Origin of the sequence: Acinetobacter bouvetii DSM 14964 = CIP 107468 (genome assembly GCF_000368865.1) — a bacterium.
Taxonomy (GTDB): Bacteria; Pseudomonadota; Gammaproteobacteria; order Pseudomonadales; family Moraxellaceae; genus Acinetobacter; species Acinetobacter bouvetii.
Genome location: NZ_KB849726.1, coordinates 727,810 through 753,670, shown reverse-complemented (window position 1 = coordinate 753,670; position 25,861 = coordinate 727,810). Strand labels below are relative to the sequence as shown.

At 43.8% G+C, this 25,861-nt stretch carries 24 protein-coding genes and 1 pseudogene; 11 read left to right on the top strand and 14 right to left on the bottom strand.

The features are described from left to right. Positions 1-33: 33 nt before the first annotated feature. From F941_RS06425 to F941_RS06410, 4 genes are all read right to left on the bottom strand, one after another. Complete coding sequence (locus F941_RS06425) at positions 34-486, bottom strand: copper resistance protein NlpE N-terminal domain-containing protein (RefSeq protein ID WP_005009125.1); 453 nt, start codon at positions 484-486, stop codon at positions 34-36. 80 nt (positions 487-566) lie between these two features. After that, the gene (locus F941_RS06420) at positions 567-1,826 is read right to left on the bottom strand and encodes a serine hydrolase domain-containing protein (RefSeq protein ID WP_005009123.1); all 1,260 of its coding nucleotides are present in this window, start codon (positions 1,824-1,826) and stop codon (positions 567-569) included. A gap of 79 nt (positions 1,827-1,905) precedes the next feature. After that, a complete protein-coding gene (locus tag F941_RS06415) occupies positions 1,906-2,760 on the bottom strand; it encodes a MaoC family dehydratase (RefSeq protein ID WP_005009122.1) in 855 nt (284 codons plus the stop codon). Between the two features lie 156 nt (positions 2,761-2,916). Further along, positions 2,917-4,308 carry a 3-oxoacyl-ACP reductase gene (locus tag F941_RS06410; RefSeq protein WP_005009120.1) on the bottom strand — a complete coding sequence of 464 codons (1,392 nt, stop codon included), beginning with the start codon at positions 4,306-4,308 and terminating at the stop codon, positions 2,917-2,919. Positions 4,309-4,548: 240 nt separating this feature from the next. Between F941_RS06410 and F941_RS06405 the strand changes: the two genes are divergently transcribed. Further along, positions 4,549-6,090: an acetyl-CoA C-acetyltransferase gene (locus F941_RS06405; protein WP_005009119.1), complete on the top strand. Its 1,542-nt coding sequence runs from the start codon at positions 4,549-4,551 to the stop codon at positions 6,088-6,090. Positions 6,091-6,149: 59 nt separating this feature from the next. Here the strand turns inward: F941_RS06405 and F941_RS06400 are convergent, their stop codons facing one another. Continuing rightward, the gene (locus F941_RS06400; RefSeq protein ID WP_228128344.1) at positions 6,150-7,226 is read right to left on the bottom strand and encodes an OmpW/AlkL family protein; all 1,077 of its coding nucleotides are present in this window, start codon (positions 7,224-7,226) and stop codon (positions 6,150-6,152) included. A gap of 226 nt (positions 7,227-7,452) precedes the next feature. After that, entirely contained in the window at positions 7,453-7,878 is a 426-nt protein-coding gene (aceI, locus tag F941_RS06395; RefSeq protein ID WP_005009116.1) for a chlorhexidine efflux PACE transporter AceI, read from the bottom strand. A gap of 131 nt (positions 7,879-8,009) precedes the next feature. Here aceI and aceR point away from each other — a divergent pair, with 131 nt between their 5' ends. From aceR to F941_RS06375, 4 genes and pseudogenes are all read left to right on the top strand, one after another. Next, the gene (gene aceR / locus F941_RS06390; RefSeq protein WP_005009113.1) at positions 8,010-8,900 is read left to right on the top strand and encodes an HTH-type transcriptional regulator AceR; all 891 of its coding nucleotides are present in this window, start codon (positions 8,010-8,012) and stop codon (positions 8,898-8,900) included. A gap of 89 nt (positions 8,901-8,989) precedes the next feature. Further along, on the top strand, positions 8,990-9,979 hold the full coding sequence (tal, locus tag F941_RS06385; RefSeq protein ID WP_005009112.1) for a transaldolase: 990 nt from the start codon (positions 8,990-8,992) through the stop codon (positions 9,977-9,979). A gap of 69 nt (positions 9,980-10,048) precedes the next feature. Beyond that, positions 10,049-10,699: a leucine efflux protein LeuE gene (gene leuE, locus F941_RS06380; protein WP_005009111.1), complete on the top strand. Its 651-nt coding sequence runs from the start codon at positions 10,049-10,051 to the stop codon at positions 10,697-10,699. Positions 10,700-10,831: 132 nt separating this feature from the next. Beyond that, positions 10,832-12,004 (top strand): annotated as a pseudogene (locus F941_RS06375) (benzoate/H(+) symporter BenE family transporter); the annotation flags it as partial. Positions 12,005-12,064: 60 nt separating this feature from the next. On the opposite strand, the gene F941_RS06370 reads toward F941_RS06375, so the two are convergent. The 3 genes from F941_RS06370 to F941_RS06360 all read right to left on the bottom strand — a co-directional run bounded on the left by F941_RS06370 (position 12,065) and on the right by F941_RS06360 (position 14,051). Then, positions 12,065-12,625 (bottom strand): TetR/AcrR family transcriptional regulator, encoded by a 561-nt coding sequence (locus F941_RS06370; protein WP_005009108.1) that lies wholly within the window; start codon positions 12,623-12,625, stop codon positions 12,065-12,067. Then, the gene (locus tag F941_RS06365) at positions 12,625-12,954 is read right to left on the bottom strand and encodes an SMR family transporter (RefSeq protein ID WP_409360578.1); all 330 of its coding nucleotides are present in this window, start codon (positions 12,952-12,954) and stop codon (positions 12,625-12,627) included. The genes F941_RS06370 and F941_RS06365 overlap by 1 nt, the downstream gene beginning before the upstream one ends. A gap of 101 nt (positions 12,955-13,055) precedes the next feature. Beyond that, entirely contained in the window at positions 13,056-14,051 is a 996-nt protein-coding gene (locus F941_RS06360; RefSeq protein WP_005009104.1) for an alpha/beta hydrolase, read from the bottom strand. Between the two features lie 264 nt (positions 14,052-14,315). Here F941_RS06360 and F941_RS06355 point away from each other — a divergent pair, with 264 nt between their 5' ends. Both F941_RS06355 and F941_RS06350 read left to right on the top strand, forming a co-directional pair. Continuing rightward, on the top strand, positions 14,316-14,759 hold the full coding sequence (locus F941_RS06355; protein WP_005009099.1) for a universal stress protein: 444 nt from the start codon (positions 14,316-14,318) through the stop codon (positions 14,757-14,759). Between the two features lie 97 nt (positions 14,760-14,856). Beyond that, on the top strand, positions 14,857-15,303 hold the full coding sequence (locus F941_RS06350; RefSeq protein WP_005009096.1) for a universal stress protein: 447 nt from the start codon (positions 14,857-14,859) through the stop codon (positions 15,301-15,303). Between the two features lie 55 nt (positions 15,304-15,358). On the opposite strand, the gene F941_RS06345 is transcribed toward F941_RS06350, so the two are convergent. The 3 genes from F941_RS06345 to pepN all read right to left on the bottom strand — a co-directional run bounded on the left by F941_RS06345 (position 15,359) and on the right by pepN (position 19,062). Continuing rightward, positions 15,359-15,808, bottom strand: a complete 450-nt coding sequence (locus F941_RS06345) for an RDD family protein (RefSeq protein ID WP_005009090.1) — start codon at positions 15,806-15,808, stop codon at positions 15,359-15,361. A 116-nt stretch (positions 15,809-15,924) separates the two neighbouring features. Then, positions 15,925-16,140, bottom strand: coding sequence for a hypothetical protein (locus F941_RS06340; RefSeq protein WP_005009083.1), 216 nt, complete (start codon positions 16,138-16,140; stop codon positions 15,925-15,927). A 312-nt stretch (positions 16,141-16,452) separates the two neighbouring features. Then, positions 16,453-19,062 carry an aminopeptidase N gene (gene pepN / locus F941_RS06335; RefSeq protein WP_005009076.1) on the bottom strand — a complete coding sequence of 870 codons (2,610 nt, stop codon included), beginning with the start codon at positions 19,060-19,062 and terminating at the stop codon, positions 16,453-16,455. Positions 19,063-19,748: 686 nt separating this feature from the next. Between pepN and F941_RS06330 the strand changes: the two genes are divergently transcribed. From F941_RS06330 to thiM, 3 genes are all read left to right on the top strand, one after another. After that, positions 19,749-20,012 carry a hypothetical protein gene (locus F941_RS06330; RefSeq protein ID WP_005009075.1) on the top strand — a complete coding sequence of 88 codons (264 nt, stop codon included), beginning with the start codon at positions 19,749-19,751 and terminating at the stop codon, positions 20,010-20,012. Between the two features lie 189 nt (positions 20,013-20,201). Then, entirely contained in the window at positions 20,202-21,368 is a 1,167-nt protein-coding gene (locus tag F941_RS06325) for a hypothetical protein (RefSeq protein ID WP_005009071.1), read from the top strand. A 76-nt stretch (positions 21,369-21,444) separates the two neighbouring features. Further along, positions 21,445-22,332, top strand: a complete 888-nt coding sequence (gene thiM, locus F941_RS06320) for a hydroxyethylthiazole kinase (RefSeq protein WP_005009070.1) — start codon at positions 21,445-21,447, stop codon at positions 22,330-22,332. 1 nt (position 22,333) lies between these two features. On the opposite strand, the gene F941_RS06315 is transcribed toward thiM, so the two are convergent. Together F941_RS06315 and F941_RS06310 are read right to left on the bottom strand one after the other, a co-directional pair. Next, on the bottom strand, positions 22,334-23,065 hold the full coding sequence (locus tag F941_RS06315; protein ID WP_005009068.1) for a hypothetical protein: 732 nt from the start codon (positions 23,063-23,065) through the stop codon (positions 22,334-22,336). 325 nt (positions 23,066-23,390) lie between these two features. Continuing rightward, a complete protein-coding gene (locus F941_RS06310; RefSeq protein WP_005009067.1) occupies positions 23,391-24,911 on the bottom strand; it encodes a TerC family protein in 1,521 nt (506 codons plus the stop codon). A gap of 474 nt (positions 24,912-25,385) precedes the next feature. Between F941_RS06310 and F941_RS06305 the strand changes: the two genes are divergently transcribed. Further along, a complete protein-coding gene (locus F941_RS06305; protein WP_005009065.1) occupies positions 25,386-25,850 on the top strand; it encodes a MarR family winged helix-turn-helix transcriptional regulator in 465 nt (154 codons plus the stop codon). Positions 25,851-25,861: the final 11 nt, after the last annotated feature.

Here is a 25,861-nt window from a genome sequence, read left to right as displayed (position 1 = left end):
AGTCAAAATCATAAACTGTATTTTTATACTTAATTAAGCTTTCCCAAGCTCAAGCAAAAAATCATCTTGGGCGACATAAGGCTGTGCTGTTTGATCCATACGAATTTCCAGCATTTGATTTTCCAAGTCCACAAAAATCATGTTACGGGTTTTGACATTCAGCAATTCTAATTGAGTTTGCTGCGTATCTTTAAAATGCATTCGGCCTTTCAGCACTTCCACTGCATTATGGCCGCTTAAGCTTTCACGGCGCAGTTCATAAGTCTGATCTTGATTTAAAACTAAATCGATCACCATGCCAGGACAGTCTTCACAACGGGAAGCACAGCTCATGCATGGTGTCGTTCCGCTGTAACTACCAGCCCATAAGGGTTTTTGCATTTTTTGCTCTATGGCGGATGCATCTTTGGCCTGTGACTGATTCGCCTCCTGACAGCCAAGCAAAACACCTGTTGCCATCAATGGAATAAAAACGGTTTTTTTCATAATACAACTGCATTCAAATTTCTGGCGCAACAGTATCACAAATCTCAGCAGCCGCGCCCGCAGCGTACCTGATCTCAACCTTAAAACCAGCCTTTATGTCCTGTTAGAATTTTATCAGCGCATCTTAAAGTTTCTTGTGTCAACGTCCATAGCCGATAATCCCCAGTGAGTGAACCTGTCGCAAAATTATGGGTATACGCAAAACTCAGCCGGCGTTCCGGATCACACCAAGCGCCTGAGCCATTAAAGCCAATATGCCCAAAACCCTTGGATGATTTTCCTAAGCTTAATACACGGTGATAGCCGAGACGCCAATGCATCGGGATTGGCATAATCCGGTCGCGCTTGCGGCTTTGCACTTCACTCAGCTTGGCAAAAGTTTCCGCATCAATCAGCTGCTGACCATCCCAAACGCCGCGATTGGCCAGCATGGCATAAATTTTAGCCAAGCTATTTGCCGTAAAAGCCCCATTCGCTGCTGGAATCACCGCCTGAATGCCTTCGTCACTAAAAAAGCTGAATTTCTTCATGCCTTTGGGGATCATGGCATCTTGAAAGTCCTGAGGGTTTTGTCCGCTCAGTTCAATCAGCTTGTCGAATGCCGATATTTTACGGACTGCAGCCTGCTTTTTACCAGCCGCCCGGTGTGCATCATTCTTAGGTTTTAGCAATGGCCGCGCGACCCGCTGCAGCTGATCGCTGGGTACGCCAAAATATGCGCCATCTAATGCCAAAGGATCTACCAGATACAGCTGCATTAAATGCGCTAAAGTTTGCCCTGATGCTTTCTCCAACACCCCGCCGACCAGCCAGCCAAAGGTTAAAGGCTGATAAGCCAAGTCTTCCCCAAAGCTGAAACGCGGTTTGGCTTTTGCCATGATATCCAGCATATGGTGCCAGTCTGCCATTTCCGTGGCTTCAGCAATATTATTGCGCACATCATATAAACCGCTTTGATGACTTAAAATGTGCCGCAAAGTCATTTGCGCCTTGCCATTTTGCGCAAACTCAGGCCAGTAATGCGCAATCGGCAGGTCATATTCCACAAGTCCCTGCCTCACCATAATATGCGCCAAAGTGGCTAATACGCCTTTGCCTGTCGAATAGCAAATCGACAGTGTATCCGCCTGCCACAGTTCACTTGCAGACTTTTGACCCGTATAAATATCGACAACTTTTTGGCCTTGAAAATAAACGGCTAATGCGGCCCCGCCATATGCGGTTCTGGCATCCTGCAATTTGCTGAATAAATGCGCCAAGTCGGCAAAGCGCTCATCAACAGCGCCTGTATAGTTGCTGGCATCTGCTGAAAAAAACTGCTTGATCTGCTGAATATCCATATCCTTGGCCTTATTTATTTCCCGCATTATCACATTTAAAAAGCCTAAATCATCTCTGATTTAGGCTTAGTTTCTTCTCTTACAGCGCTTTGACTGAACCAGTCACATGCGGTTTTTGACTCTTCGCATTGCGAATCAGAAACGCGGTATCTTTGCCTTGTTCCGCCGTTAAAAATTCAACTTTAGACGGTAAATACATCGGCAATTTAAACCAAACGTCTGCTTCATACGCCTCTGGCAAATTCAAATTAGATAGGGCTTTTGCTTTGCTCCACATGCCATGCGCAATGGCCTGTTTAAAACCAAAGGCTTTTGCCGTCACGGCATGAATGTGGATTAAGTTGAAATCACCTGAGGTCATCGCATAGCGGCGGCCGGTATTTTCAGACACATCCCAAGTTGCAGCCAATTGATATTCAGGTGCTTTGCTTTCCGCAGGTTTGGCGCCAGCGCCGCCATTGGTTTTTTGACGCGCTAAATAAGTTGTTAAAGCTTCTACAACAACCTCATTGCCTACTTTTACTGTCGTAATAAAATCAAACTGCACGCCTTTATCATGCGGTTTCAATTCACCGAATTTGCAGGATAGGCTCAGCTGCTCATTCACACCCACTTTGCGGTGCTGCTTGATTTGGTTGCGGATATGCACCAAACCTAAAACAGCAAACGGAAACGCTTCCTGCGTCATCATGTGCATTTGCAGGCTCTGTGACAGTACAGCTAAATAGATGGCAGGAATATAGCCATTATTTTTAAAGCCGCACACTTCGTTATAGGCTTTGAGATGTTTTGCATCGACTTGAAATGAATCCACCACATATTCAACTTGCGGCAGAACTTTTTCACCTTTCGGCTTTTTAAAAATCAAACCTTGAATGACTTTCGGATAAGCCAAATAAGGTTTTGGCAGCTGACTGAAATGGCGAGTATTCATACTGAACCTTTGAGAAGTTTTTATTTCAATGTTTTAAAAGCCCCTTCTCCCTCTGGGAGAAGGCTGGGATGAGGGTAGCCCCATGTCCCTTTATAGTAAGTTTTTACCTCTCCCTAACCCTCTCCTTAAAGGAGAGGGAATTTTAAGAGGGATTCATTAAGCCCCTAACAAGCTTTGACCGCAAACGCGAACCACGTTGCCGTTCAAACCTGTAGATGCTGTAGATGCAAACATGGCAATCGTTTCAGCAACATCTACTGGCAAACCGCCTTGGCTCATTGAATTCATACGGCGCCCCGCTTCGCGGATTGCAAATGGAATGGCTGCCGTCATTTGCGTTTCAATAAAGCCTGGCGCGACAGCATTAATGGTTACACCGTTTTTAAGCAACGGCGCAGTAAACTTCACCACGCCAATCACGCCGGCTTTAGAGGCTGCATAGTTGGTTTGACCCAAGTTGCCCGCAATGCCTGAAATTGACGATACGCACACAATGCGGCCATTGGCATTGAAGCCATCGTTAGCCAGTAAATAATCATTTACACGCTCAATCGCAGACAAGTTAATGTTAATCACCAAGTCCCAAAGTTCCGGCTTCATATTGGCCAACGTTTTGTCGCGGGTAATGCCGGCGTTGTGCACAATAATATCCAAACCGCCCTGCGCTGCAGCGGCATCTTTAATTTTTTGGCCTGCATCCGCAGCGGTAATATCAATGGCTAGTGTTGAACCGCCAATTTCACCGGCGACACGGTCAAGGTCTGCCTGCTGCTGCGGAACATCTAAGCAAATAACATGCGCGCCGTCACGTGAAAGCACATGCGCAATCGCCTCGCCAATGCCGCGGCTCGCGCCAGTGACGACAGCAGTTTTACCCGCAAGCGGTTTTGCCCAATCCACATCTACAGTGTTTGCTTTAGAGACACGGATGACTTGACCTGAAACATAGGCAGAACGCGGGGATACCGTAAAACGAAGTGCAGACTCCAAGTTTGCTTCAGCACCGGCATCAACATAAACCAGATTAGCCGCAATGCCTTTTTTAAACTCTTTACCGACCGACTTCACAAAGCCTTCTAATGCGCGCTGTGCAATGGCCTGTTTTACCGTAGGCGCAGTTTCTGGCGTTGTGCCGACAACCACTACACGGCCAGACGCTTGAATTTGACGCGCAATTGGATTGAAAAATGCGTACAGCTCATGCAGCTGCTCAGAATTTTCAATGCCTGACGCATCAAAAACCACGACTTTAAATTTTGATTCTTTGTCGCCTTCATTAAAGGCGCCAAGGTTTAAACCTGCTTTGGCCGCAGCTTGCTGAAGTTCAGAATTGTTTCCTGCATAAGCATTTGCATGAATATTGGCCAACACTTGCGCAATAGATGCAGACAGCGGACTGTTTGACGCTGCGCCTACAAGTACCGCACCTTTTACCACAGGAGTAGCAGACTCAAAACGCTCTAGGAAAGTCGGTGCAGGCAAACCTAAATTTTTGATGACAAATTTACCAATTGGAGATTTTGAGAAAGCTTGGTATTGGTCAGTCATGTTTGTATCTCTCGAATAAATTAATTTTTTGATGGCTTTGAAGATATCCTTTTAACTTCAATATGATGTCAGTGACTTATATTTCAATAGATCCATCAGTGTCGTTAGAATAATACTTGAGTTGCAGTTTTGATGACTTGACCTGAAAGCTTTCTGCAATGTCATTCTAGTCAATTCAGCCCCTCATTGAATATGTTAATGTACTGTCCAGAAATACTTTTACATGCTTGGAAAAGCCTTATGAGCAAAACAACTCAAGAAAATCCAGCAGCCGAAAATTCTGCTGAACCCGCTGTGTCAAAACCATCAAAAACCACAGCTCCGCGCACAGCAAAAAAACCAGCGCCTGCGGCAAAGTCAGCAGCTGCTGCAGCTAAACCGGCCCGCCCTCGCGCAGCGTCAGCACGCAACGCCAGCAAGAGCCCAGCTTCGACAACTGCAGCGCCATCAAATACAGCTTTAAAACAAACAACTCAAACTTCTGTTCAACAGGATAAAACCATGAGCCAAAACACTGTCCGCCGCGTTGCTATCATTGGCGGCAACCGCATTCCATTCGCCCGCTCTAATGGCGCTTATTTCACTGCATCAAATACAGACATGTTTACTGCAGCATTAAATGGTTTGGTAGAACGCTTTAACCTGCAAGGCCAGCGTTTAGACGAAGTGGTTGCTGGCGCAGTTTTAAAGCATAGCCGTGACTTTAACATGACTCGCGAGTGTGTATTAAATACTGAACTTGCTCCTGAAACACCTGCTTACGATATTCAGCAAGCTTGCGGCACCGGTTTACAAGCGGCCTTCCTTGTTGCCAACAAAATTGCCTTGGGTCAAATTGAAGTCGGTGTTGCTGGCGGTGTAGATACCACTTCTGATGCGCCAATCGCTTTCGGTGACGGCCTGCGTAAAGCTTTGCTTGAATTGAACATTGCGAAAACTGGTAAAGACCGTTTAAAAGCTTTAACTAAAATCAATCTTAAAGATTTAATGGATGCGCCTAAAAATGGCGAACCGCGCACAGGCCTTTCAATGGGTGACCATCAAGCCATTACAGCGCTTGAATGGGGTATTCCACGCGAAGCGCAAGACGAGCTGGCTGCGACTTCTCACCAAAAAATGGCTAAAGCCTACGAAGAAGGTTTCTTCGATGATTTGATTACGCCATTCCTTGGTTTAGAGCGCGACAATAATTTGCGCCCTGAATCTTCAGTCGAAAAACTGGCGAAATTAAAGCCTGTTTTTGGTAAAGGCGACGGCCGCACAATGACTGCCGGCAACTCTACGCCTTTAACTGACGGCGCATCTTGCGTGCTTTTAGCCTCTGAAGAATGGGCGAAAGCAAATGGCCATGAAATTTTGGCTTACTTAAGCTTCCAAGAAACAGCGGCGGTAGATTTTGTAGGTAAAAAAGAAGGTTTGCTGATGGCGCCTGCGTATGCAGTTCCGCGCATGCTTAACCGTGCCGGTATTAAGCTTCAAGACTTTGACTACTACGAAATTCATGAAGCATTTGCTTCTCAAGTATTGTCTACGCTTAAAGCGTGGGAAGACCCTAAATTCTGTAAAGACCGTTTAGGTTTGGATGCACCTTTAGGTTCAATTAACCGTACTAAGCTGAATGTTAATGGTTCATCTTTGGCTGCAGGCCATCCATTTGCCGCAACGGGCGGACGTATTTTAGCTACAGCTGCAAAACTGATTAATCAAAAAGGTTCAGGCCGTGTATTAATCTCGATCTGTGCGGCTGGCGGTCAAGGTGTGACTGCGATTGTAGAAAAATAATCCTTTTACGCTTGAAAGTAAAAAACCGCTCTGATGAGCGGTTTTTTACTTATTGATATTTAGAAGCGGTATCCGACACCCAGATAAGTAATTAAAGGATCAATATCAATTTTAGTTGTTGCATGAATTAACTGTTGGCCTGTAGATTCATTCACAACATTAATCGTAGTTTTATTATTCAATTTAGCATAAGAAACTGACGCCACACCGTACCAATGGTCATTCAAATCATAAGTAAAACCAGCGGTAACAATTGGTGCAATTGCATCATCTGCATCGACATCCACACGCATAACACCAGAGGATACTTGACCATCTAATGCTGCCCCTGCTTTATTATCTAAAACATTTTGAATCATATGACCCGCAGCTTCCAAATCTGATCGAATTTCTGAGTTGAGCTTAATGTCATTAAAATAGGCATACATAAGACCAACACCTACATACGGTCTAAATTTATTTATGCCGCTTTTCCCAAACTGATACTGTGCTTCCAATGCAGGTGTCCAAGCGCGTGCAGTCGCCGCTTTAGATTTATTGCCAAGATTTGTAATAGGAATATCTTGGCCTAAAGGCAAGCCATCAGGAAAAATCATAGCTGCAACGCCTGTCGGCAATGCCAGTCCACTTAATGGAGCAAATATTTCACCTTTGCCTTTAATATCAACTTTCGGCGGAATACCGCCGATCAGCTGTAAAGATACATTATCATTCATATAGTAGTTAATGGTTAAGCCTAATGTATCAACGTCCTCCGCTTCAAGACCGGTACTTTCTGATTGCCATTCTTCCAAACCATTTACGGTCGCTGTTCCGGTAAAAACCTCACTAATATTCCCCTTACCATCACCAATTACATCTGCTAAGCCTTGGTCAAACATTTTTAAAAGGCCTGCTTTTAAATTTATTGGTTCAGGATCTACACCATTATCTATTGTTGCATTTGGATCAATGGAGTCAATAAAAGCCCCCTGACTTATCTTGCCTACTGTAGATTGGGTACCATCCTTCACTGCTGTATTAATATTAAACGGATTGGCTTTTCCTTGCGGCATGACATGCAGCCAGCCTGCAGAAACCGAAAAGCGTTTAAAATTCCCCTGTGTGGCTGCGACCCCTGCCTGTGTTACACCCATTAAAATCAATGGCACAGCAATTAAGCCTAATTTCATTGTCTCATTCCTTTTTCGACATGATGAATTCATAAACAAATTTATTTTTCGAATAACCATCACACTAAGTGAATAATTATGCTTATTTTTTGTTTACAATTTTTATCATATGTTAAAAAAGGAATGATTTTTATATCCACAAAAACCCAAGCATGTCATTTTGGGTCATTGTGTTATTTTTACATGAAATTTATCGATATTTAGGCTGATATCCTAGGTGTGCTTCTAAATGGTCATAACACCATTGGAAAATAAATGTATAAACTAAAATACACATGGTCATGCTGAAATCCAGCAGAATAGCCTGCCAAATACTCATTTCCATGGCATACGCCACCATCGGAATCGTCGCCAGCATTAACCCGCCTTCAAAACCAACAGCATGCAGCATACGCACGCCAACGGTTCTTTTTAACTTTCTTTTTGCTTCAAATTTTTCGAAAAAATGATTGAAAATCATGTTCCAAATCACAGAAGTAAGCGCCATTGCAATTCCCAATGTGCCAGTCACTTCCATCGGAACTTCAAAAATAAAACTGAGCGCGATAGCAATGATCACCAACAGGATGATCTCATAGCTTAGCGCATGAATAATCCTTCTCTTGGAAATCAACATTTTAGACTCTCTTCTAGATCATTAATATGTGGTGCATTTTATTTTCATTAAATTGATTAATCCAGTTAGATTCTTTCAATATATTTGATAGATTAGATACATAATGAATGCATAGCCACTGCAAGGTGCCCATGAACATCAATCAAGAACAGCTTCTTATTTTCAAAACAGTCATGCAGACAGGATCTTTTTCAGCCGCGGCGCGCAAACTGGGAAAAGTCCCTTCTGCCGTCAGCATGTCCATCGCCAATTTAGAAATTGATTTAGACCTCAAGCTTTTCAATCGTGCTGGCCGTGAACCTGTTCCAACTGCACAGGCCATCACGCTATTTGAAAAGACTGAACAATTGCTGATAGAAATGAACCAATGGAAACAGCATGCTTTGGCGCTTAGCTCCGGTCTGGAGTCTGCATTAAACATTGTGGTGGTTTCGGAACTGCTGCACACCCATTGGACCGATTATATCGCGGCGCTGGAAAAACAGTTTCCTGAGCTGCAAATCAATATTTTCACCGCGCCGCAGGAAGATGCACAAAAAATGCTGGTTAATGGAACAGCTCAATTTGCCTTGATGTTTGAACGAGAACAGCTGGAAAGCAATGAGCAGTTTATCGAGCTGAAGCGCCAGGCTTTGGTTCCGGTTGCATCCAAAGATTATTTACTCGCACAGTATCCAAAAATCAGTTTTGAGCAAATTCTGCAGAGCCGTCAAATTGTGGTGGCCAGCCGCGACCGCAGCATTAAGCCCGAACTGCTTTACTCAAAAAATTACTGGCGCACGGATAATCATCATTCTGCCTGCGCCATGATTTTGCAAAATTTAGGCTGGGGCGTGCTGCCCGAAGCCATGCTGAATGAAAACCCCTTGCTGAAACAGCAGCTGAAAATTTTAAACTTCGCAGACTTCACTCCAAAATTTGAATACTTTGTCGATTTAGTCTGGAATCGTGAAAGCCAGCAAGGCGCAGCTGCTCGTTTTTTGATTAATCACATCAGAAATCTGCGAAAAAATACATTTTAGCAGCGATGGATTTATGCAAGGCGCTTGGGTTAAATCAAGTTTGTGATATAAAAGAATGTACAGGCAATAACTTTAAGAATTAGATATCAATGACACAATCTGCATTAAACCAATTAAAAAGCATGACGACGATAGTTGCAGACAGCAGTGACTTATCTGCAATTGAAAAATTTCGTCCTTTGGATGCAACCACGAACCCTTCACTTATTACCGCAGCAGCCAATCAGACTGAAAATAAAGAACTGATTGAAAATGCTTTTGCTCAAGCCAAAGAAGAAGGTTATGCAGGCGATGAATTAATTGAACGCACTATTGATATTTTGACCGTCAAATTTGGCGTTGAAATTTTAAAATTGATTGAAGGCCGGGTTTCCACTGAAGTCGATGCGGCCCTGTCTTATGATACAGAGGCAACCATTGCCAAAGCGAAAGAATTGCTTGCGCTTTATAAACAGTACGGTATCGATCAAAAGCGCATTTTAATTAAAATCGCTTCAACATGGGAAGGCATTCAAGCCGCCAAAGCCTTGCAAGCGGAAGGCATTAACTGCAACCTAACCCTGCTGTTCGGCCTGCATCAGGCGCAGGCCTGTGCAGAAGCCAACGTCACGCTGATCTCACCTTTTGTGGGCCGTATTTTAGACTGGTATAAAAAAGCTGAAAATGTGGACAGCTATCCAATTGATAAAGATCCTGGCGTACTCTCAGTCAAACAGATTTATCATTACTACAAGCAAAACGGCATTAAAACGGAAATTATGGGAGCCAGCTTCCGCAGCACAGCACAGGTGCTGGGTCTTGCCGGATGTGATTTATTGACCGTATCGCCGAACTTGCTTGCCGAGCTGGAGCAAGATCAGCAGCAAGTTGATTTGCAGCTCTCTGATGATCACGCGCAGCCGCATACAGATCACCCTATTGCTTCGCTGGATAAGGCATCATTTAAAGCGCAGCTGGAACATGACTTGATGTCTTTTCAGTTGCTGCAAGGCGGCATTGATGGCTTTATTAAAGCCCGTGAACAATTAAGTACACTGCTGCGCCAATCTTTCGGCCTTGATGCAGAAATTCAAGCTTAATAAATTTCATCTTTTTCTATAAGCTGATGCGGCTATAATGCCCCATCAGCTTTTTTATGCGAGTTTGGCGTGTTCGGCATCACCGATTTAACCACCTATATTATTGGGACAATTTTAATTGTGCTGCTGCCAGGCCCAAACTCAATTTATGTCATGACGATTGCCTCACGCTATGGCATTAAGGCAGGCTATATAAGCGCTTTTGGCGTCTATACTGGCGATATGATTCTGATCATTTTGACAGCGCTGGGCGCGGCCTCATTGCTGCACGCATTTCCATGGCTGTTTATTCTGCTGAAAGTGATTGGCGCGGCCTATTTAAGCTATCTGGGCATTAAACTGCTGCTGGCATCCTATAAAACATGGACGGCCACTGCCGCGCCTGAGCAGCTTTTGCAGAAGCAGGAATCTCTGGAACAGCTGCACCCATTCCGTACCGCGCTCACTATCAGTATTTTAAATCCTAAAGCGATTTTATTTTACTTGTCATTCTTTGTGCAGTTTGTAGACCCGGCTTATCCATATCCAGCGCTCACCTTTACGGCTTTAGCCATTGTGCTGCAAATCATCAGCATGAGTTATTTAACCGTGCTGATTTTTTCTGGCGCCAAACTCGCGTCTTACTTCAGCAACCGCTTGAAACTGACCGCATGCTGTGTCGCTTCCGTCGGATTGCTGTTTTGCGGTTTTGGGTTAAAGCTTGCAACATCTTCTCTCTAAATCAATGATTCTGTTTTTATAGAAATACTCAATTAATATAAGCGCCGGAATAATCTTTCAGCCTTTCAGCAAAAATATGAATCGCGTATGATTATTACGCTTTTCAACCAATAGTAGGCGCTTCAGCAGCAATGGATTATGCAAAAAATTCTCAATGACTTTTCTGTGCCTGCAGTCTTTGCAGGTTTTATTACCTTTCTGGTCGGTATCAGTGTTTCTGCAGTTTTGGTGGTTGAAGCCGCACAGACCTTAGGCGCTTCCATTGAACAGATTACCTCCTGGTTTTGGGCGCTCGGCTTAGCCATAGGCTTAAGCGGCTTACTTTTATCGTGGAAATTTAAATACCCAGTGGCAACCTCATGGTCTACCGCAGGGCTGGCTTTAATTTTGGCGACTGGCAGCGGCTACAGCCTGAATGAAGCAATTGGCGCATTTTTCGTTTGCGGCGTATTAACGGCAGCGCTAGGCTTTTTAGGCATTTTCCAAAGAGTTCTGTCTTACATCCCGCAAAGTCTAACCAGCGCCATGCTGGCGGGTGTACTGCTGAAATTCGGCATTTCCTTATTTGCTAGCATGCAAAATGAATGGGCCTTTATTCTTTCATTGCTGGCAGCCTATATTCTGTCAAAACGCTTTTGGCCACGCTACAGCATTGTTATTACCGTAATCGCAGGTATTGCGCTGTGTCCATTATTTTTAAAATTCAGCATGCCGGCCATTCAAATCGCCATGGCAAAACCGGTTTGGGTCTCTCCTGTCTTCAGCAGTTCAGCCATTTTGGGACTGGCTTTGCCTTTATTCGTTATTAACATGGCGTCACAGTATCTGCCGGGCCTCGCAATGATCAAAAGCTATGGCTATCAGCCCAATGTGAATCAGTTGATCGGCTGGACAGGTACGGCGCAGGCCATCTTTTCCCCTTTTGGCAGCTATAGCGTCAACATTGCGGCCATCAGCGCGGCCATCAGCCTGGATGACCAAGTGCACCCCGATCCGGCTAAACGCTATATAGCCGGCATGAGCTGCGGTTTTTTTTATATTGTCATGGGCATCTTCGCGGCGACACTCACCAGCTTTTTAATGTCTTTTCCCGCTGTTTTTATTACAGCGCTGGCGGGCATTGCACTGCTGGGAACCATCAGCCACAACATTGCCATTGCTTTTCATGAACCGTCTGAACGTGAAGCCGCGCTGCTTACCTTCTTATTCAGCGCATCAGGCATTCAATTTTTTGGGATTGGCGCCGCATTCTGGGGATTGATTTTCGGCTTTGCCGTACATTACATTTTAAAATTCAAGAAATAAACCGCAGTCAATCCGCAAAGCTTAAAATAAAAAAGCATCGCTAAGCGATGCTTTTTTATTTTACTGTTTCATATAAGTGCGGTGCAGCAGCTCTTGCCGCATGCGCAGCATCTCCTGCGTGCTTTCTGAACAGGCAAAAACGTTCAGCCACACCCCATCCGCAGCATAACGCAATATTTGAAGCTCCATGCCGCTGTCTGTCTGCTGATGGCGCGCCAAGCGCCCATGCAGCCACTGCAGCCAATTCGTGTTAAAGGCATGATCTGTCAGCATGGTCATGGATATAGCAGACCAGAGCGCGCCGATCCCTGAATGGTCATCCTGCAGCGTGAAATAAATATATGCCCGGGTAAAGCTGCCGATAGCTTCCGGGTCATTCTGCATGTATGCATCTATGGCTTGATCCAGCCGAAGCAAAACTTCATGCACCATCGCATCCAGCAATTTTTGCTTATTGGAAAAATGGTGAAACACCCCGCCTTTGGTTACGCCAGCCAGATCAGCAACCGCCTGAATAGACACACCGGCTACCCCCTTTTCAGAGGCCAACTGAATCGCATGTTCCAAAATTTTGTGACGGATTAATTCAGGCGCCTTTTTACGCTGATGGGCATTTTCCATTAGTGGCCTGCTGCATTTGAAAAAAGATTAATGACCATAACCCCAGAGACAATTAAGCCAATGCCAATCAGCGCGGCCGCATCCAGACTTTGACGGAAAACAAAGTAGCCAATGAGCGCTGTCAGCACAATGCCGACACCCGCCCAAATTGCATAGGCAATGCCCAGAGGAATCACTTTAATGACCTGAGACAGCAAATAAAAGGCTATGCAAAATGTAATCACCACCACGATTGAAGGCCCTATTTTGCTAAAGCCTTCGGACTTTACTAAAAATGTTGAGCCTGTGACTTCCGAAATAATGGCCAAAGCCAGCATGCCATAAGCCATGTACACAGAATTCATAAACCTTCCACCAAACAAACATACCATCTGGTAGGTATGTTACGCATTTATAGAATTTATGCAAGCGCATCTTGCTTATCTGCCAATTACGGCGTCAGCTGATTTAAAAATTCAACGGTCCTATCAAACGTTTGCTGGCTGGCTTTTTTGCCCAGCATGAATTGATACTCATGCACCAGCAGTTCTTTCGAGTCCGGATAAAAAGCTTCGGTAACCGGCACTTGATTGGCTTTCAGCGTTGCAACAAAGGGCAGCGATTGCGAGGCGGTTAAAAAGTCTTTATTTCCCCCGCTGATAAATACAGGCGGATAATTCTGATTAACATGCTGACGCGGAGATATGCTAGATAAAAATTCCGCATCATTTTTACGTTCGCCCGTATACGCCTGCACTAAATTATTAATGCCCCATTCCAGCAATCGAATTTCATCTGGCGCCGTCTCTACAAAATGATTTAAATCATAAATGCCGCAATGCAAAATCAAGCCCTGCAGCTGTTTTCTCGTGATTGCTGGCTGAAAATTCTGTGATTGAGCATAGTCAGGATTCGAAACAAAAGCCGCATAATGGCTGGCCATATTGGCGCCTGCTGAATCGCCTGCCAAATACAGCTTACTGGCATCAACATGATATTGAGCAGCATTCATTTGAAGATAAGATAAAGCCTGATTAATTTGATGCAGCTGAGTTGGATAAACCGCATCGGGCGCAAACTGATATTCAACAGCGACAACATTGTAACCCTTTGATGCTAAAAGTTTAAAATATCCTCTTGCATGCTCTTTTGAACCGGAAATCCAGCCGCCGCCATGAATCCATACCACGGTTGGACGTGCGCCAATTTCTGCAATATATTCAGGCTGGTATACGTCCATATGCAAATTCGGATTAGCCATATACTGAATATTGTTGTAGACCCGCACATCTTTCGGAGCATGCTTATCGATAAATTTTTTCTGAATATTGGTGGATGCATTAAAAACACCGGCAATGAATTTTGTACCGCTTTGGGTGTTTTGGCATGCTGTTAAATTCAGCATTAAACTGCTGCTAAACAGCGCCATCACAATTTTTGAATGCATCAGCCCGTCCTCAAAAATAAATCGATTTTAATATGCAATTAGCCTGAATCAGCTAAAAAATACAAGTCTTTGTTTTCATGAAAAACTTATTGAAAACCAATCACCGCAGTCAGTTTTATTTGACGGTTTTTTGGCATTTCCATCCAAAATAGAATTCTAATTTAATGAATTTACAATATTTTTCAGAATATTAAATTGAACCCTGCCACACAATATGCTATCAATTAAGCATAAGGTCATAACAATATCTTTGGAGCTTCTCCCATGTCATATAATCAAATTTTAGTGCCAGTTGACGGTTCTCAAATCTCTTTTTCTGCAGTCAAAACAGCAGCTCAAATTGCGAAAGCCTTTAACAGCAAACTGACTTTAATCAGTTTGGTGGCTGAAGACCCATTTACTGATGCAGATTTCTATTATTCTTCTGCCATTATGAAAGAATATTTTGTGCAGGCGCATGAAAATGCAACGAAATCACTCGCGGATGCGCTGGAAATCGCAAAGGCTGAAGGCGTTGATGCTGAAACTCAAATCATTAAAGGCCAAGTATCTGCTGAAGGCATTGCAGAAACGGCATCTGAACTTAAAGCCGATTTAATTGTGATGGGTTCGCATGGCCGTAAAGGCTTCCAAAAAATGCTGCTTGGCAGTTTTGCACAAGACGTGCTGCGCAATACCGAATTGCCTGTCCTGATCATTAAGTCTTAATGATCTTAGCCCGCCTTTTTGGCGGGCTTTTGCTATGCAAAAAATTATCTCTAAAAATTACCAAAAAGCTTAAAACTTAAATCATGAGGAGCAGCGCATGACAACTTATCAGCATATTCTTGTCCCTATAGATGAATCTCCAATTTCCTACGCTGCCGTAGAACAAGCTTTGGCTTTAGCGAAATCTTTGAATAGCCAAGTCACGATTATGAGTGTTATTGCGGTAGACCCTTTTGTAGGCGTCGACTTTTACAAAGTCGCTCCAGCGATCACCGACTATTTTATGCAGGCTGAAAAAACCGCCAAAGAGCGCTTAGAAGAAATCAAGCAATCCTTTGTCCGTGATAACATTGAAGTCGATGTCAAACTGATTCATGGAGTTTCTCCATCTGAAGGCATTATTCAAATTGCAGATGAAGTCAGCGCCGATCTCATTATTATGGGTTCACATGGCCGTACAGGCATCAAAAAGATGATGCTGGGAAGCGTCGCGCAAAATGTGCTGACTCAATCCCCTATTCCTGTCTTGATTGTCAAAATCTAATGGCTTGAATGCTAAAAATCCCTCTCTGGAGGGATTTTTTTATAGCGCCGCCATGCTACTCACTGCTGCGGATGACAACCGTATTGGCCATTTTGTCATGCCAGCCCTGCTTTCTTTTATCAAAGGCAATCCAGAAAATGCCGATCATAAAAACCATCATCGCGGGAAAATACCCGATATAGCGGATAATCGACTGCTTAAGATTAATATCCTTGCCGGTCTGAGCATCAACAATTTTCATTCCCATCAGAATTTTGCCCGGCGATGCTGACCACAGCAGCCAAACTGCAACCGTATAGGCAAAAGGCAAAACATAATTGATAAAAATATCCATCCACAGCATTTGCGGCTGCTCTGACAGGCCCGTAGCAAAAATACGGTCCCAATCTCCACGGTAAACCAGCCACAGCAAAGGATATGTTGCTGTCAGCACAATGACTGTATCAATCAGTGAAGCGCCGACACGCGACCAAAATCCAGCATATTCAACATCTGAATCCAGCATTTTTTAATCCTGTTTTTGTTATTTTTCCAATCTACCCGAATTTTCTTGAATACTCGAGCTATTCGCAGCGCTGAAAGCAAAAATCCCTCTGCTGAGGGATTTAAACTGCCGTGCAGTTATGATTTGCTGATCGTTTGGTGCAAATTTTGCAGATATACTTCCGCCTCTATGCCATTCGTAAAATGCTTTTCATAGAGTCCCGTATGCTGCGCGCTATTTGGCGTGTATTCGACAGCCACGATAAATGCGCCATCTTGCGCACTTTTAGAAATTCGAACTGCTATAATATGTTGAGAGTTTAAATAAAAACCATCTTCAACTTTAACTAACATGACTGCCTCAGCTTAATAACATGGGCTGCCTGCTGCACACCATGCATCAATCAGCCTATCTGTTAATAATCTAAATAATTAAAAACCGGAGCAATGATTTTACTCCATTTCTGTGATTTATTTAACACTTTTCACATAATTTAGGATTATTTCGTTAGTTGTGATTAACACTTCCGGCGCTTAAACCGATTGCAGCAAAGGCTCAGCGTCCGTATGCATGGCCAAATCGAATCCTCAGATGCGGCGGACATCATCAAATAAAAAAGCCCTTCAGCCTGTTTTATGGTGAAGGGCTTTTTTTGCATAAACAGCTTAGACGTTGAGCATGCTGTTTAAAGTTTCAGAAACGTTTTTAGATTTCACTTGCGGTTTAAGCGCCTCAAGTTCCGCTTTTACTGCGCTGCGCTGCGGTTCTGCCAAGGTATACCAGCGTGACAATGCCTGCAGCAGGCGCGATCCGACAATCGGATTTTTTTCGTCTAAATATTTCGCCAAATTAATAAAGTGCTGGACGCCAAAGCTCCAGGTATTCACAGGATTGGCATTTAAACCGCCACTGACTGAACGGATGCGGTTTGGCACACCCAAATCATAGTCTGCATGCGCAGTCAGATATGCTAATGTTGCTGCCGTAGCTTTTGGATGCGCGGCCTGCACCATAAACCATTGGTCCAAAGACAGCGCTTCATCTTTAAAGCGGTCGTAAAAGTCTGCCAAAGTCTCTTTTGCCTGCGGCGCATCATTCCACACCAATACGCGCAATGCGCCTAAGCGCTCAGACATATTGCCAGTCAATTGATACTGCTGATGAGCCAGGTCAAATGCCTCTGTATCGCCTTGACGCGCCATCATGCTCAGCATGATATTTTTCAGCGCGCGCACGCCCATTGCCTGAGAAAATTCTTTCTGAGTATCAGGATCAAGTTCTAAATAAGTTTCTTTGCAGAATGAACCAAATTCACGCGCCAGCAGTTCCAGCAAGGCATTGCGCTTTTCTTGAATCACTGCCGGATTGTAGTTTTCATCAATGCGGCTGCCCAAATAACCTTCTGAAGGCACATCAAAGATACGCGATGCCAATAATGGATCTTTTTGAATTAAGTCAGGCACGGTATTTTTCATGGCCTGAATATAAATTTCAGCGGCATGGTCATTCAGCAGAATACGGTCCAGCAATGTCTGCGCGGCCTGCCATTGGTTAAAGCCATTGGTTTCATACTGCATGAGAAATGCAAGCTCATCATCTGAATAATTGAAATCCAGATTCACTGGCGCAGAGAAATTGCGCAGCAATGAAACAACCGGTTTCACAGTCACACCGGTAAATTCAATCTCGGCCTGATCTTGATCGAAGAGATACACACCATCTTTCACGCTATTTTCAAACAGCTCTTCAGCGTTCAGCGTCAGCTGCTCGCCAGTTTCGGCATTGAACAGCGCCAAAGCGACAGGAATTGGCACAGCTTTCAAGTTCGGATATTTCGGATGCGCTCTTAAACTTTGCTTGAAGCTTAAACGGTAAGTTTGAGCTGCTGCATCATATTCACCTTGCGCCTCAAGTTTTGGCGTGCCCGGCTGGTTATACCAGATCAGGAAGCTTGCAAGGTCTACGCCTGAGCCTGCTGTCAGAGCAGCCACCCAGTCTTCTACCGTAACCGCCTGGCCGTCATGACGCTTAAAGTATTCATCAGTCCCCAGTCTAAATTTTTCTTTGCCGAGCAAAGTCGACATCATGCGGTTAATTTCTGCGCCTTTTTCATAGACTGTTGCTGTATAAAAATTGTTGATTTCGACAAAATGGTCTGGCCGCGGCGGATGTGAAAGCGGGCCTGAATCTTCTGGAAACTGATGCGCTTTCAGCACAGCAACATCATCAATACGCTGTACCGCCGCCGACTGCAAATCTTCTGAGAAAGACTGGTCGCGGAAAACCGTCAGGCCCTCTTTAAGGCACAGCTGGAACCAGTCGCGGCAGGTAATGCGGTTGCCTGTCCAGTTATGGAAGTATTCGTGCGCAATCACCGACTGCACGCGCATGATTGCGGCATCTGTGGTGTATTCTTCATCAGCTAGCACACAGGAAGTATTAAAAATGTTCAGGCCTTTATTTTCCATTGCGCCCATATTGAATGCGCTGGTCGCCACAATCATGTAATTGTCTAGATCATAAGCGCGGCCATAGTGCTCTTCATCCCATTGCATCGAGTGCTTCAACGCATCCATTGCAATGCGGCATTTTGGAATATCTTTTTCTTCGGCGTAAATTTCTAAAGCGACATTGCGGCCTTCCGAAGTCACATAATGATCTTTCATCACGGCCAAATCGCCGATCACGCAGGCAAATAAATAGCTGGGTTTCTTTGTTGGATCCTGCCAAACCGTATAGTGGCGGCCTTCGCCCGCTTCACCGGCTTCAATCAGGTTGCCGTTGGCCAAAAGCACAGGGAATTTTTTATCGGCTTCTACACGCGTTGTGAACACAGACAGTACATCTGGGCGGTCAGGATAGAACGTAATTTTACGGAAACCTTCAGGCTCATTTTGCGTAACAAACAAATCACTGCTGGCTTTGTATAAGCCTTCCAGCTGGGTATTGGATTCGGGGTGAATAATGACCTGCGTTTCAATCACGGCCTGATCTGGCGCATTGGCAATCACCAGCTGTTCGGCATCTAAGGAATACTCAGTTTCTGAAAGAACCCTTCCATTGACTGCAATAGACTTCAACTCCAGATCCCGGCCCAGCAGAATCAAATCACCTGCAGCCTGACGCTGCATGACCAATTTTGCATTTACCTGAGTGCGGTCATCAAAAGCTTGAATATCCAGCTCAATCGAATCAACCAGAAAAGACGGTTTTTGATAATCTTTTAGATAAACAGTTTGGTCTGCTTCGACCACAGGGTTTGCTGCAATATTCATATAATGTCCTGATCCTTTGCTCAGCCGAGACAGCTATTTCTTATCAAAAATTGTGAATGACTTGATCATACGACAAGTTTTTCAAGCTGTCTGCGCATTTACTTTGTTTTTTATATGGGACTCAAACCGCGATTTTCAATTCACCAGATCAGTTAATTGTTTCTTCTGGCTTATAATTTATCCAAGAACTCATTAGGTAATCTGAAACCCGTATTGCGTGCCCGCTTTTACGCCGCCACTGCACTATTTTCAACCATCAGCACATACTATGATGAGGTATATTGTGATTTTCAGGCGTCCCATTTTTCCAGCCATTGCGTTAAGGCGATATAAATAAAAGCATCGCATTGGCAGATGACAGGCCATTTGCATTTCAGCCATTTTAAATCAGCTGAATCCGGCTAATGCCAGCAGATGCAATTAGGCGCACAGTTCCACTGCACCGCCTGCACAGCTGAAAAAATCAAAAGATGGCGCAATTTTAAGAGTTTTCAGCATTCACACTCAACGGACTCCTCTGGCAGTCAAGGCCATTTGCCGGCTTTAATAAAACTAGGTTTGCGCAGTCCACTTTTATTAAATTCCTACAAATCTTTCCAAAGCCATACATTTTGTGCACGATTATTGCTTGTATATAAATGTGCCAAGTTCACTATAAAACTAATCAGTATAAAAAGAGGTGTAAGATGTATTTAAAAGACCATATCGTCCGTGTTGAAAACATCAAGACCCTGCAAGCGCTTGATGCTGCAAATATCGATCACAAAGTCATCGCAATGTTTATGACATGTGAAGGCATTCCCCTGCAGGCCTTTGAAGTCAGCGCCATCATCAACGGCTATGATGCCTTAGGCTCAAAAAAAGTCACGAGTAAAAAGGCGCGAGCTTTAATTCATGCAAAGCTTATCGGACAGGAGGATGAATCTTTACCATGCCCAGCCGCATACTGAGCTTTTAACTAGCCGCCTTTACACATAGCGGCTAGCCCGCTTTACAGAAGTTGCCCTCATTCAACCCACCCAAGAGCTGATGCATTCAGCTCTTTTTTATGCGGCATCACTTCTCGGAGATGAATCAGCCCGCTGAAATAGATTTGCTGTGTATAATAAAATGCTACCCCGTTAAAAGATGCTGCGCATATGCTTCAAATTCTCCAAAAGAAATTAGATGAAAGTACACAGTGCCCTTTGTGCCGCGCATCTATGTATTGGGTGGAAGCAGAACAGTTTGATCAAGAGCTGAACTACCATGAATGCAGCTATTGCGAACATAAGGTTTATCAGGATAAAACACTGAATTGCCATTGCGCCGCCTGCCAAAGCAACCGCAAGAAACTGATCAAAGAAGCGCTGCATCAGGAAAGCTACAAGCAGAAAATCAAGGGCAAAGATAAAGACTTTATAGAATTTGAACTGACGCAATTGAGTTTTATCCAGAAGCTGTTTTTATTATCCATTTTAGATGATCAGGTTTTTGAAAACTCGCGGCATGACGAGTTTATAGATTGGGAAAAAATCAAATACGCCCCAATTTCGCCCAATTATCTGTATCAAAAAAGCCTCATGAAGCGCATGATTGATCAGCATGTATTGTCACTGAAAGATGATGCCTCTGAATCTGGCCAATATTATATTAATGTGCGTTTAGACGGCTATTCTGAACCCAGCTTATACAGCATCACGCACCGTTTGCGCTTATGGTTTTATGAAAATTTATCGCAAGGCATTCCTTTCAAAAGTTCAGATGAAGTTAAAGATGCCATCTATGAAGTGCTGTATGAAAAAATTGTGCAGTTCATTCAGTTTTACTGCAAACTTTGGCAAGTGCAAATTTCTGGCAATAACAGCTTAAGAACATTGTGCTACCGCTTGCTGGACAGCCTTGCCGTCGGTCAAATTTTTTATTTAATGCAAACCGCGCTGGATTACCTGCATCAGCAAAAGCTGCTGCAGCCGCGCAATGAAAAGTTCATCAACACCAATTTATTAAAGAAGACAGTGCAGCAATACCGCGAACGCAGCCTGGAAGAAAAATGGGTGACATCGACCCTGCCTCATCCGCCGCAGCTGCAGATGTCCAAAATGGTTGAAGTTTTATTCTTCCGCTTTTTAAACTGCGATGAATCTGTATTTGTGCAGCCGATTTGGAAAATTTGGGAAAAAGTTGAGCCGCGCCTTAAATTTTATGCCCTCAAGCGCTGCATGCATTGCGGATCAGATGAATTAAACGTGGATTATGATGCAGATAATCATGTAACGCTGTTTTGCCGCAGCTGCAAGCATCAAGACCATTATTTTACCCGCTAACTGCCGCGCATTTGCTTTTTGCGCAAAACTGACTCTTAGATATTTCATCTTTCAGCCGCGAAAGGGAGAACGCCAAATGAACCGATCTGAACAGCTGAACAGCACCATTCTCGCAACAGCGCACAGCAGCCTTCTGAACTTAACGGCTCCCCTGCTGCAGCAAGTCATTGATGCATGGACTGAACTGAAAACACAGCAGCCCTTGGTGCATATTATGACCAATGGCGTCGCGAATAATTATGTCGCCAATGTATTATTGGCCGCCGGCGCATCGCCCGCAATGATCGACAACCCTTTTGAAGCCGAAAGTTTTGCCAGCATTGCCAGCGCGATTAATCTCAACTTAGGCACGCCCACCTCAGAGCAAATGCAGGCTATGCAAATTGCAGCGCAAACTGCGCAAAGCCTCGGAAAAATTTGGGTGCTCGACCCTGTAGGCTACGGCCCTGTCTTAAAATGGCGTTCGGATATGATCGATAATTTACTGCAGTATCAGCCCTCAGTCATACGCGGCAATGCATCAGAAATTGGCGCGCTGGCAGGCAATCATATTCAGTCTAAAGGCGTAGACAGCACCATCAGCAGCGAATCAATTTATTTGCAGGCGCAGCCTTTATTTGAACATGCCGAATGTATTGCTATTTCTGGCGAAGCCGATTTTATTTTGTCTAAAGAATTGAATGCCGTGATTCAAATCAATGGCGGCTCTTATCTTCAGCCTAAAATCACCGCTTCCGGCTGCGCCTTAGGCGCCTTAACAGCCGCTTATTGCGCAGTGAGCAGCACCATTACTGCTGGCGCCATGGCTGCCCATATTCACTTTGCCATTGCAGGCAAAAAAGCATATGAACGCGCCAATACTGTCGGCAGTTTCAATATGGCTTTTTTAGATGAAATTTATGCCTTGAATGAGGAAGATTTAGTGCAGTACAGTGATTTCAGCATATTGCCCTTAGAAAGCTGACTCACTTGACTTTACGGTCGGCAGCCAAATTGAAAATGGTTTCGCAAATCGTGCTGAAGTCTAAACGGCAAACACACATCAGCCCCTTGCCATCAAAATAATCAGGCACATGCTGCAAAAAAAACTGATTATGCGAATTTGCACGGTTGCGCAGCCGAACCAATTGTTCAGGCGTTACTTTAGGCATGTTGCAAGGATGAACAATAATATTCTCACCTCGAACTTCTGCCCCGGAATGGCGGCTCTGCATCAAATTCAATATATCAGCATGCGCTTTCGGCATTTTCCGGCCTGCGCGCGGAAAGAAATTAACTGAACGCGATGTAAATAAGGTGTAGATTTTTGGCTGCATAAGCGTCGTCACAAACCATAGGGGCGTGAATGGATTGCGCATACGGTAATTCAGCGCAACGCGTATGGCTGAATTCAAACTGCGGCTGCGGCCCCGGTATTCAGTTAAAAACCCTGCTCTTGAACTGATAATGAAAATGGCTTGCCCATTCAGTTCCAGTTTTAAGATGGAAATAATATTCTGCCCCACCAGTTTTCCGCGATGAAAATACTGCACAATTGGAATAGAGACTGCAGTTGAATCGTAGAGACAGCTGTAGAGCTGTTCAATGGTGGAGGTTGGAAATATGAGCTGCTCTAAAGCCCAAATTTTCTGAAATTGAAGATGTTGTTCTTCTTGTGCCAACTGAACGAAATCAATCACACTTTCTTTAATTTTCATTAGAGAAATTCCAAATTATTATTTTATTCATTATCCGCAATGCATCAGCACAGCATTTTATTTCATATAGCGGTTTTATTCCGTACGCTTCGCCAAGAAGATGAGCACCTGAAATGCGCACAGAAGCTCAATCCAATTTTATAATTAAATGCATCTATTCAGATTGATGCAAACTTTATACTCGAATCCGCATCAAAAAGTAAACGCTCGCCTTTGAATAAAATTCAATTTTCAGGTCAATGCAATTTAGTCATCAGAATGCCAGCCTATTCTTAAATAAGCCGGCATCTGCAAATTCATACGCGCGGCAAGGCGTATTTAAGCATTAAGCTTGGATATGCACCGATTTAATCCGATTGCCTTCCATCTCAGTCACTTTAAATTGAATGCCTTGGTAATTCAGCACTGTGCCAAGTTCGACATGGCCCTGCATCTTATCTAAAATCAGGCCAGACACGCTTATATAGCCAGCATCATCTTCGACTAAATCCAGCATGCCCAGCTCCAGTTCCAGCTGGTATAGATCCAGCATGCCGGAGGCTTTCCATTCCTTCTCGCCCAGCTTGACCAAATCCAGCTGTTCATCTGCATCAGGAAACTCGCCTGCAATTGCCTCAAAAACATCCAGCGGTGAAATCAAGCCCTGAACATTGCCAAATTCATCCGAGACCATGACCAAAGAACCTTTCGACGTGCGCAGTGTATTTATCGCATCAATCACTTTCATCTTTTCAAAGATATAAATTGGACGGTGCTTTTTGATCAGGTTTTTCAGCTCATCTTCATCATCTAAAACATCCAGCAGCTCTTTCGCGCGGACAATGCTGATGACTTTATCCAAACTGCCGCGGCAGACTGGAAATAAGCTATGCGGCACTGAAAGCACCTGTTCACGGATTTTTTCTGGCGAATCATTCAGATCGACCCAAGAAATCTGGCTGCGCGGGGTCATAATTGACGCCACTGAACGCTCTGCCAGTGTCAGAACACCGCCAATCATATAGCGTTCTTCTGCGGCAAAAGCTTCTTGCGCCTGCTGATGCTCAGGATTGTCTGCGGTTTCAATTTTACCGCCCATCAGCTTTAAAATGCTGTCGGCAGTACGGTGACGCAGCGGAATTTTTGACTCATGCTTTGCCACATTCCGCTGGGTAAATTGATTAAAGGCTTCAATCACAATAGCCACACCAATACCTGAGTAGATATAGCCTTTTGGAATATGGAAACCAAAACCTTCCGCAATGAGGCTGATGCCGATTAAAAGCAGGAAACTCAGGCACAAAATGACAACTGTTGGATGACGGTTAACAAAGCTTGTCAGCGGTTTAGAGGCAAGCAGCATCACGGCCATAGCGGCGATCATCGCAGCCATCATGACATAAATATTATCCACCATGCCAATGGCGGTAATGACCGAATCCAGAGAAAATACCGCATCCAAAACCACAATTTGCGCAACAACTGCTGTAAAGCCAGCATATACAACGTTTGTCGCAACTTTGAGCTCAGGCTTTCCTTCTATTTTTTCATGCAATTCAGTGACAGCTTTATAGACTAAGAATAAGCCGCCGAATAGTAAAATGAGGTCTCGGCCTGAGAATGTCCAATCAAAGACTGTAATAAGCGGTTTGGTCAATGTGACTAACCAAGAGATGGCAAACAATAAGCCCAATCGCATAAAGAGTGCGAGGGAAAGGCCAACAACACGCGCCTTATCGCGCTGTTCTGGCGGGAGTTTTTCAGCCAAAATTGCAATAAATACCAGGTTATCAATACCTAAAACAATTTCAAGGATAATTAAAGTGATTAAGCCGACCCATAAACCCGGGTCCATTAAAAATTCCATTAAAAAACATCTCCAAAACAGTGCATTGAATAACTTTTTTGAAGAAAAACAGATAGACCTACGCTCGGCGAGGGATCCATAAAAAAAACCTTTTCAACTAAAGACACTTCATTATGCACAAACTTTGATTTTTGTATCGTTTTTTTGTGTTTTTTCCTCTACGTCTTCCTTTATTTTTAGATCTGCGCCTAGAGGGCTTATTCCAATCATCTCAGGATTTTCGGCTAAAAAGGTTTCTCTTTGGTTTCATCATCAAATTAGAGGAAGATTCTCAGATAAAACAGATCAATAGAGACCGCCTTGATCAAAGGTTCACAGCAGTTTTGATTTATTTAAAATATTACAAAAGGAAATCCCAATGATAGATTTTCCTTCTTTGATTATATTTGATAAAAATCTATTGATATTGCACCATTATTTTTCATAAAATGTCGACTCGTTAAAATAAAATTACAAGAAAATTGGGGACTTTAAATGACGAAAAAATATGCAAAATTCTTACCATCCGGTGACGACTTTAATTTAGAAGACTTTCCATATTATTGGGTCACGCAAGTGCATGCCCAATACGTATTAAATGTCGATCACGCTTTAAAGAAATACGGTGTAGACAATTCAAGACGGCGCATATTGCTTGCGCTGAAATCCAAACCAAATGCAAGTGTTTCAGATCTTTCTGAAATGGTGGTATCCAAAATGTCGACCACGACAAAAATTGTCTACCGCCTCAAAGATGAAGGCTTCGTCAACACCTACTCTTGTGAAGACGATGCGCGCATTACTCGTGTGGTGCTGACTGAAAAAGGCCACTTAATGACGCAAAAAATTAACGACTTAATGAATGTTGTGCTGGAACAGTCTTTTGAAGGCCTGACACCGCTTCAAATTGAAAAAATGATTGAAAGTTTAAAACACATTTTTAAAAATCTTTCACGTTAATATACAGTCGA

Bases quoted from the DNA above. Each gene is read 5' to 3' on its own strand.
- F941_RS06370 (WP_005009108.1), bottom strand. From the start codon at position 12,625: ATGGAAAATGCCCATCAGCGTAAAAAGGCGCCTGAATTAATCCGTCAC.
- F941_RS06360 (WP_005009104.1), bottom strand. From the start codon at position 14,051: ATGCATTCAAAAATTGTGATGGCGCTGTTTAGCAGCAGTTTAATGCTG.
- F941_RS06350 (WP_005009096.1), top strand. From the start codon at position 14,857: ATGACAACTTATCAGCATATTCTTGTCCCTATAGATGAATCTCCAATT.
- F941_RS06330 (WP_005009075.1), top strand. From the start codon at position 19,749: ATGTATTTAAAAGACCATATCGTCCGTGTTGAAAACATCAAGACCCTG.
- F941_RS06365 (WP_409360578.1), bottom strand. From the start codon at position 12,954: ATGGCTTATGGCATGCTGGCTTTGGCCATTATTTCGGAAGTCACAGGC.
- pepN (WP_005009076.1), bottom strand. From the start codon at position 19,062: ATGAATATTGCAGCAAACCCTGTGGTCGAAGCAGACCAAACTGTTTAT.
- F941_RS06355 (WP_005009099.1), top strand. From the start codon at position 14,316: ATGTCATATAATCAAATTTTAGTGCCAGTTGACGGTTCTCAAATCTCT.
- F941_RS06420 (WP_005009123.1), bottom strand. From the start codon at position 1,826: ATGGATATTCAGCAGATCAAGCAGTTTTTTTCAGCAGATGCCAGCAAC.
- F941_RS06415 (WP_005009122.1), bottom strand. From the start codon at position 2,760: ATGAATACTCGCCATTTCAGTCAGCTGCCAAAACCTTATTTGGCTTAT.
- F941_RS06345 (WP_005009090.1), bottom strand. From the start codon at position 15,808: ATGCTGGATTCAGATGTTGAATATGCTGGATTTTGGTCGCGTGTCGGC.
- F941_RS06315 (WP_005009068.1), bottom strand. From the start codon at position 23,065: ATGAAAATTAAAGAAAGTGTGATTGATTTCGTTCAGTTGGCACAAGAA.
- thiM (WP_005009070.1), top strand. From the start codon at position 21,445: ATGAACCGATCTGAACAGCTGAACAGCACCATTCTCGCAACAGCGCAC.
- F941_RS06410 (WP_005009120.1), bottom strand. From the start codon at position 4,308: ATGACTGACCAATACCAAGCTTTCTCAAAATCTCCAATTGGTAAATTT.
- F941_RS06425 (WP_005009125.1), bottom strand. From the start codon at position 486: ATGAAAAAAACCGTTTTTATTCCATTGATGGCAACAGGTGTTTTGCTT.
- tal (WP_005009112.1), top strand. From the start codon at position 8,990: ATGACACAATCTGCATTAAACCAATTAAAAAGCATGACGACGATAGTT.
- aceI (WP_005009116.1), bottom strand. From the start codon at position 7,878: ATGTTGATTTCCAAGAGAAGGATTATTCATGCGCTAAGCTATGAGATC.
- F941_RS06310 (WP_005009067.1), bottom strand. From the start codon at position 24,911: ATGGAATTTTTAATGGACCCGGGTTTATGGGTCGGCTTAATCACTTTA.
- F941_RS06400 (WP_228128344.1), bottom strand. From the start codon at position 7,226: ATGGGTGTAACACAGGCAGGGGTCGCAGCCACACAGGGGAATTTTAAA.
- F941_RS06325 (WP_005009071.1), top strand. From the start codon at position 20,202: ATGCTTCAAATTCTCCAAAAGAAATTAGATGAAAGTACACAGTGCCCT.
- aceR (WP_005009113.1), top strand. From the start codon at position 8,010: ATGAACATCAATCAAGAACAGCTTCTTATTTTCAAAACAGTCATGCAG.
- F941_RS06305 (WP_005009065.1), top strand. From the start codon at position 25,386: ATGACGAAAAAATATGCAAAATTCTTACCATCCGGTGACGACTTTAAT.
- F941_RS06405 (WP_005009119.1), top strand. From the start codon at position 4,549: ATGAGCAAAACAACTCAAGAAAATCCAGCAGCCGAAAATTCTGCTGAA.
- F941_RS06340 (WP_005009083.1), bottom strand. From the start codon at position 16,140: ATGTTAGTTAAAGTTGAAGATGGTTTTTATTTAAACTCTCAACATATT.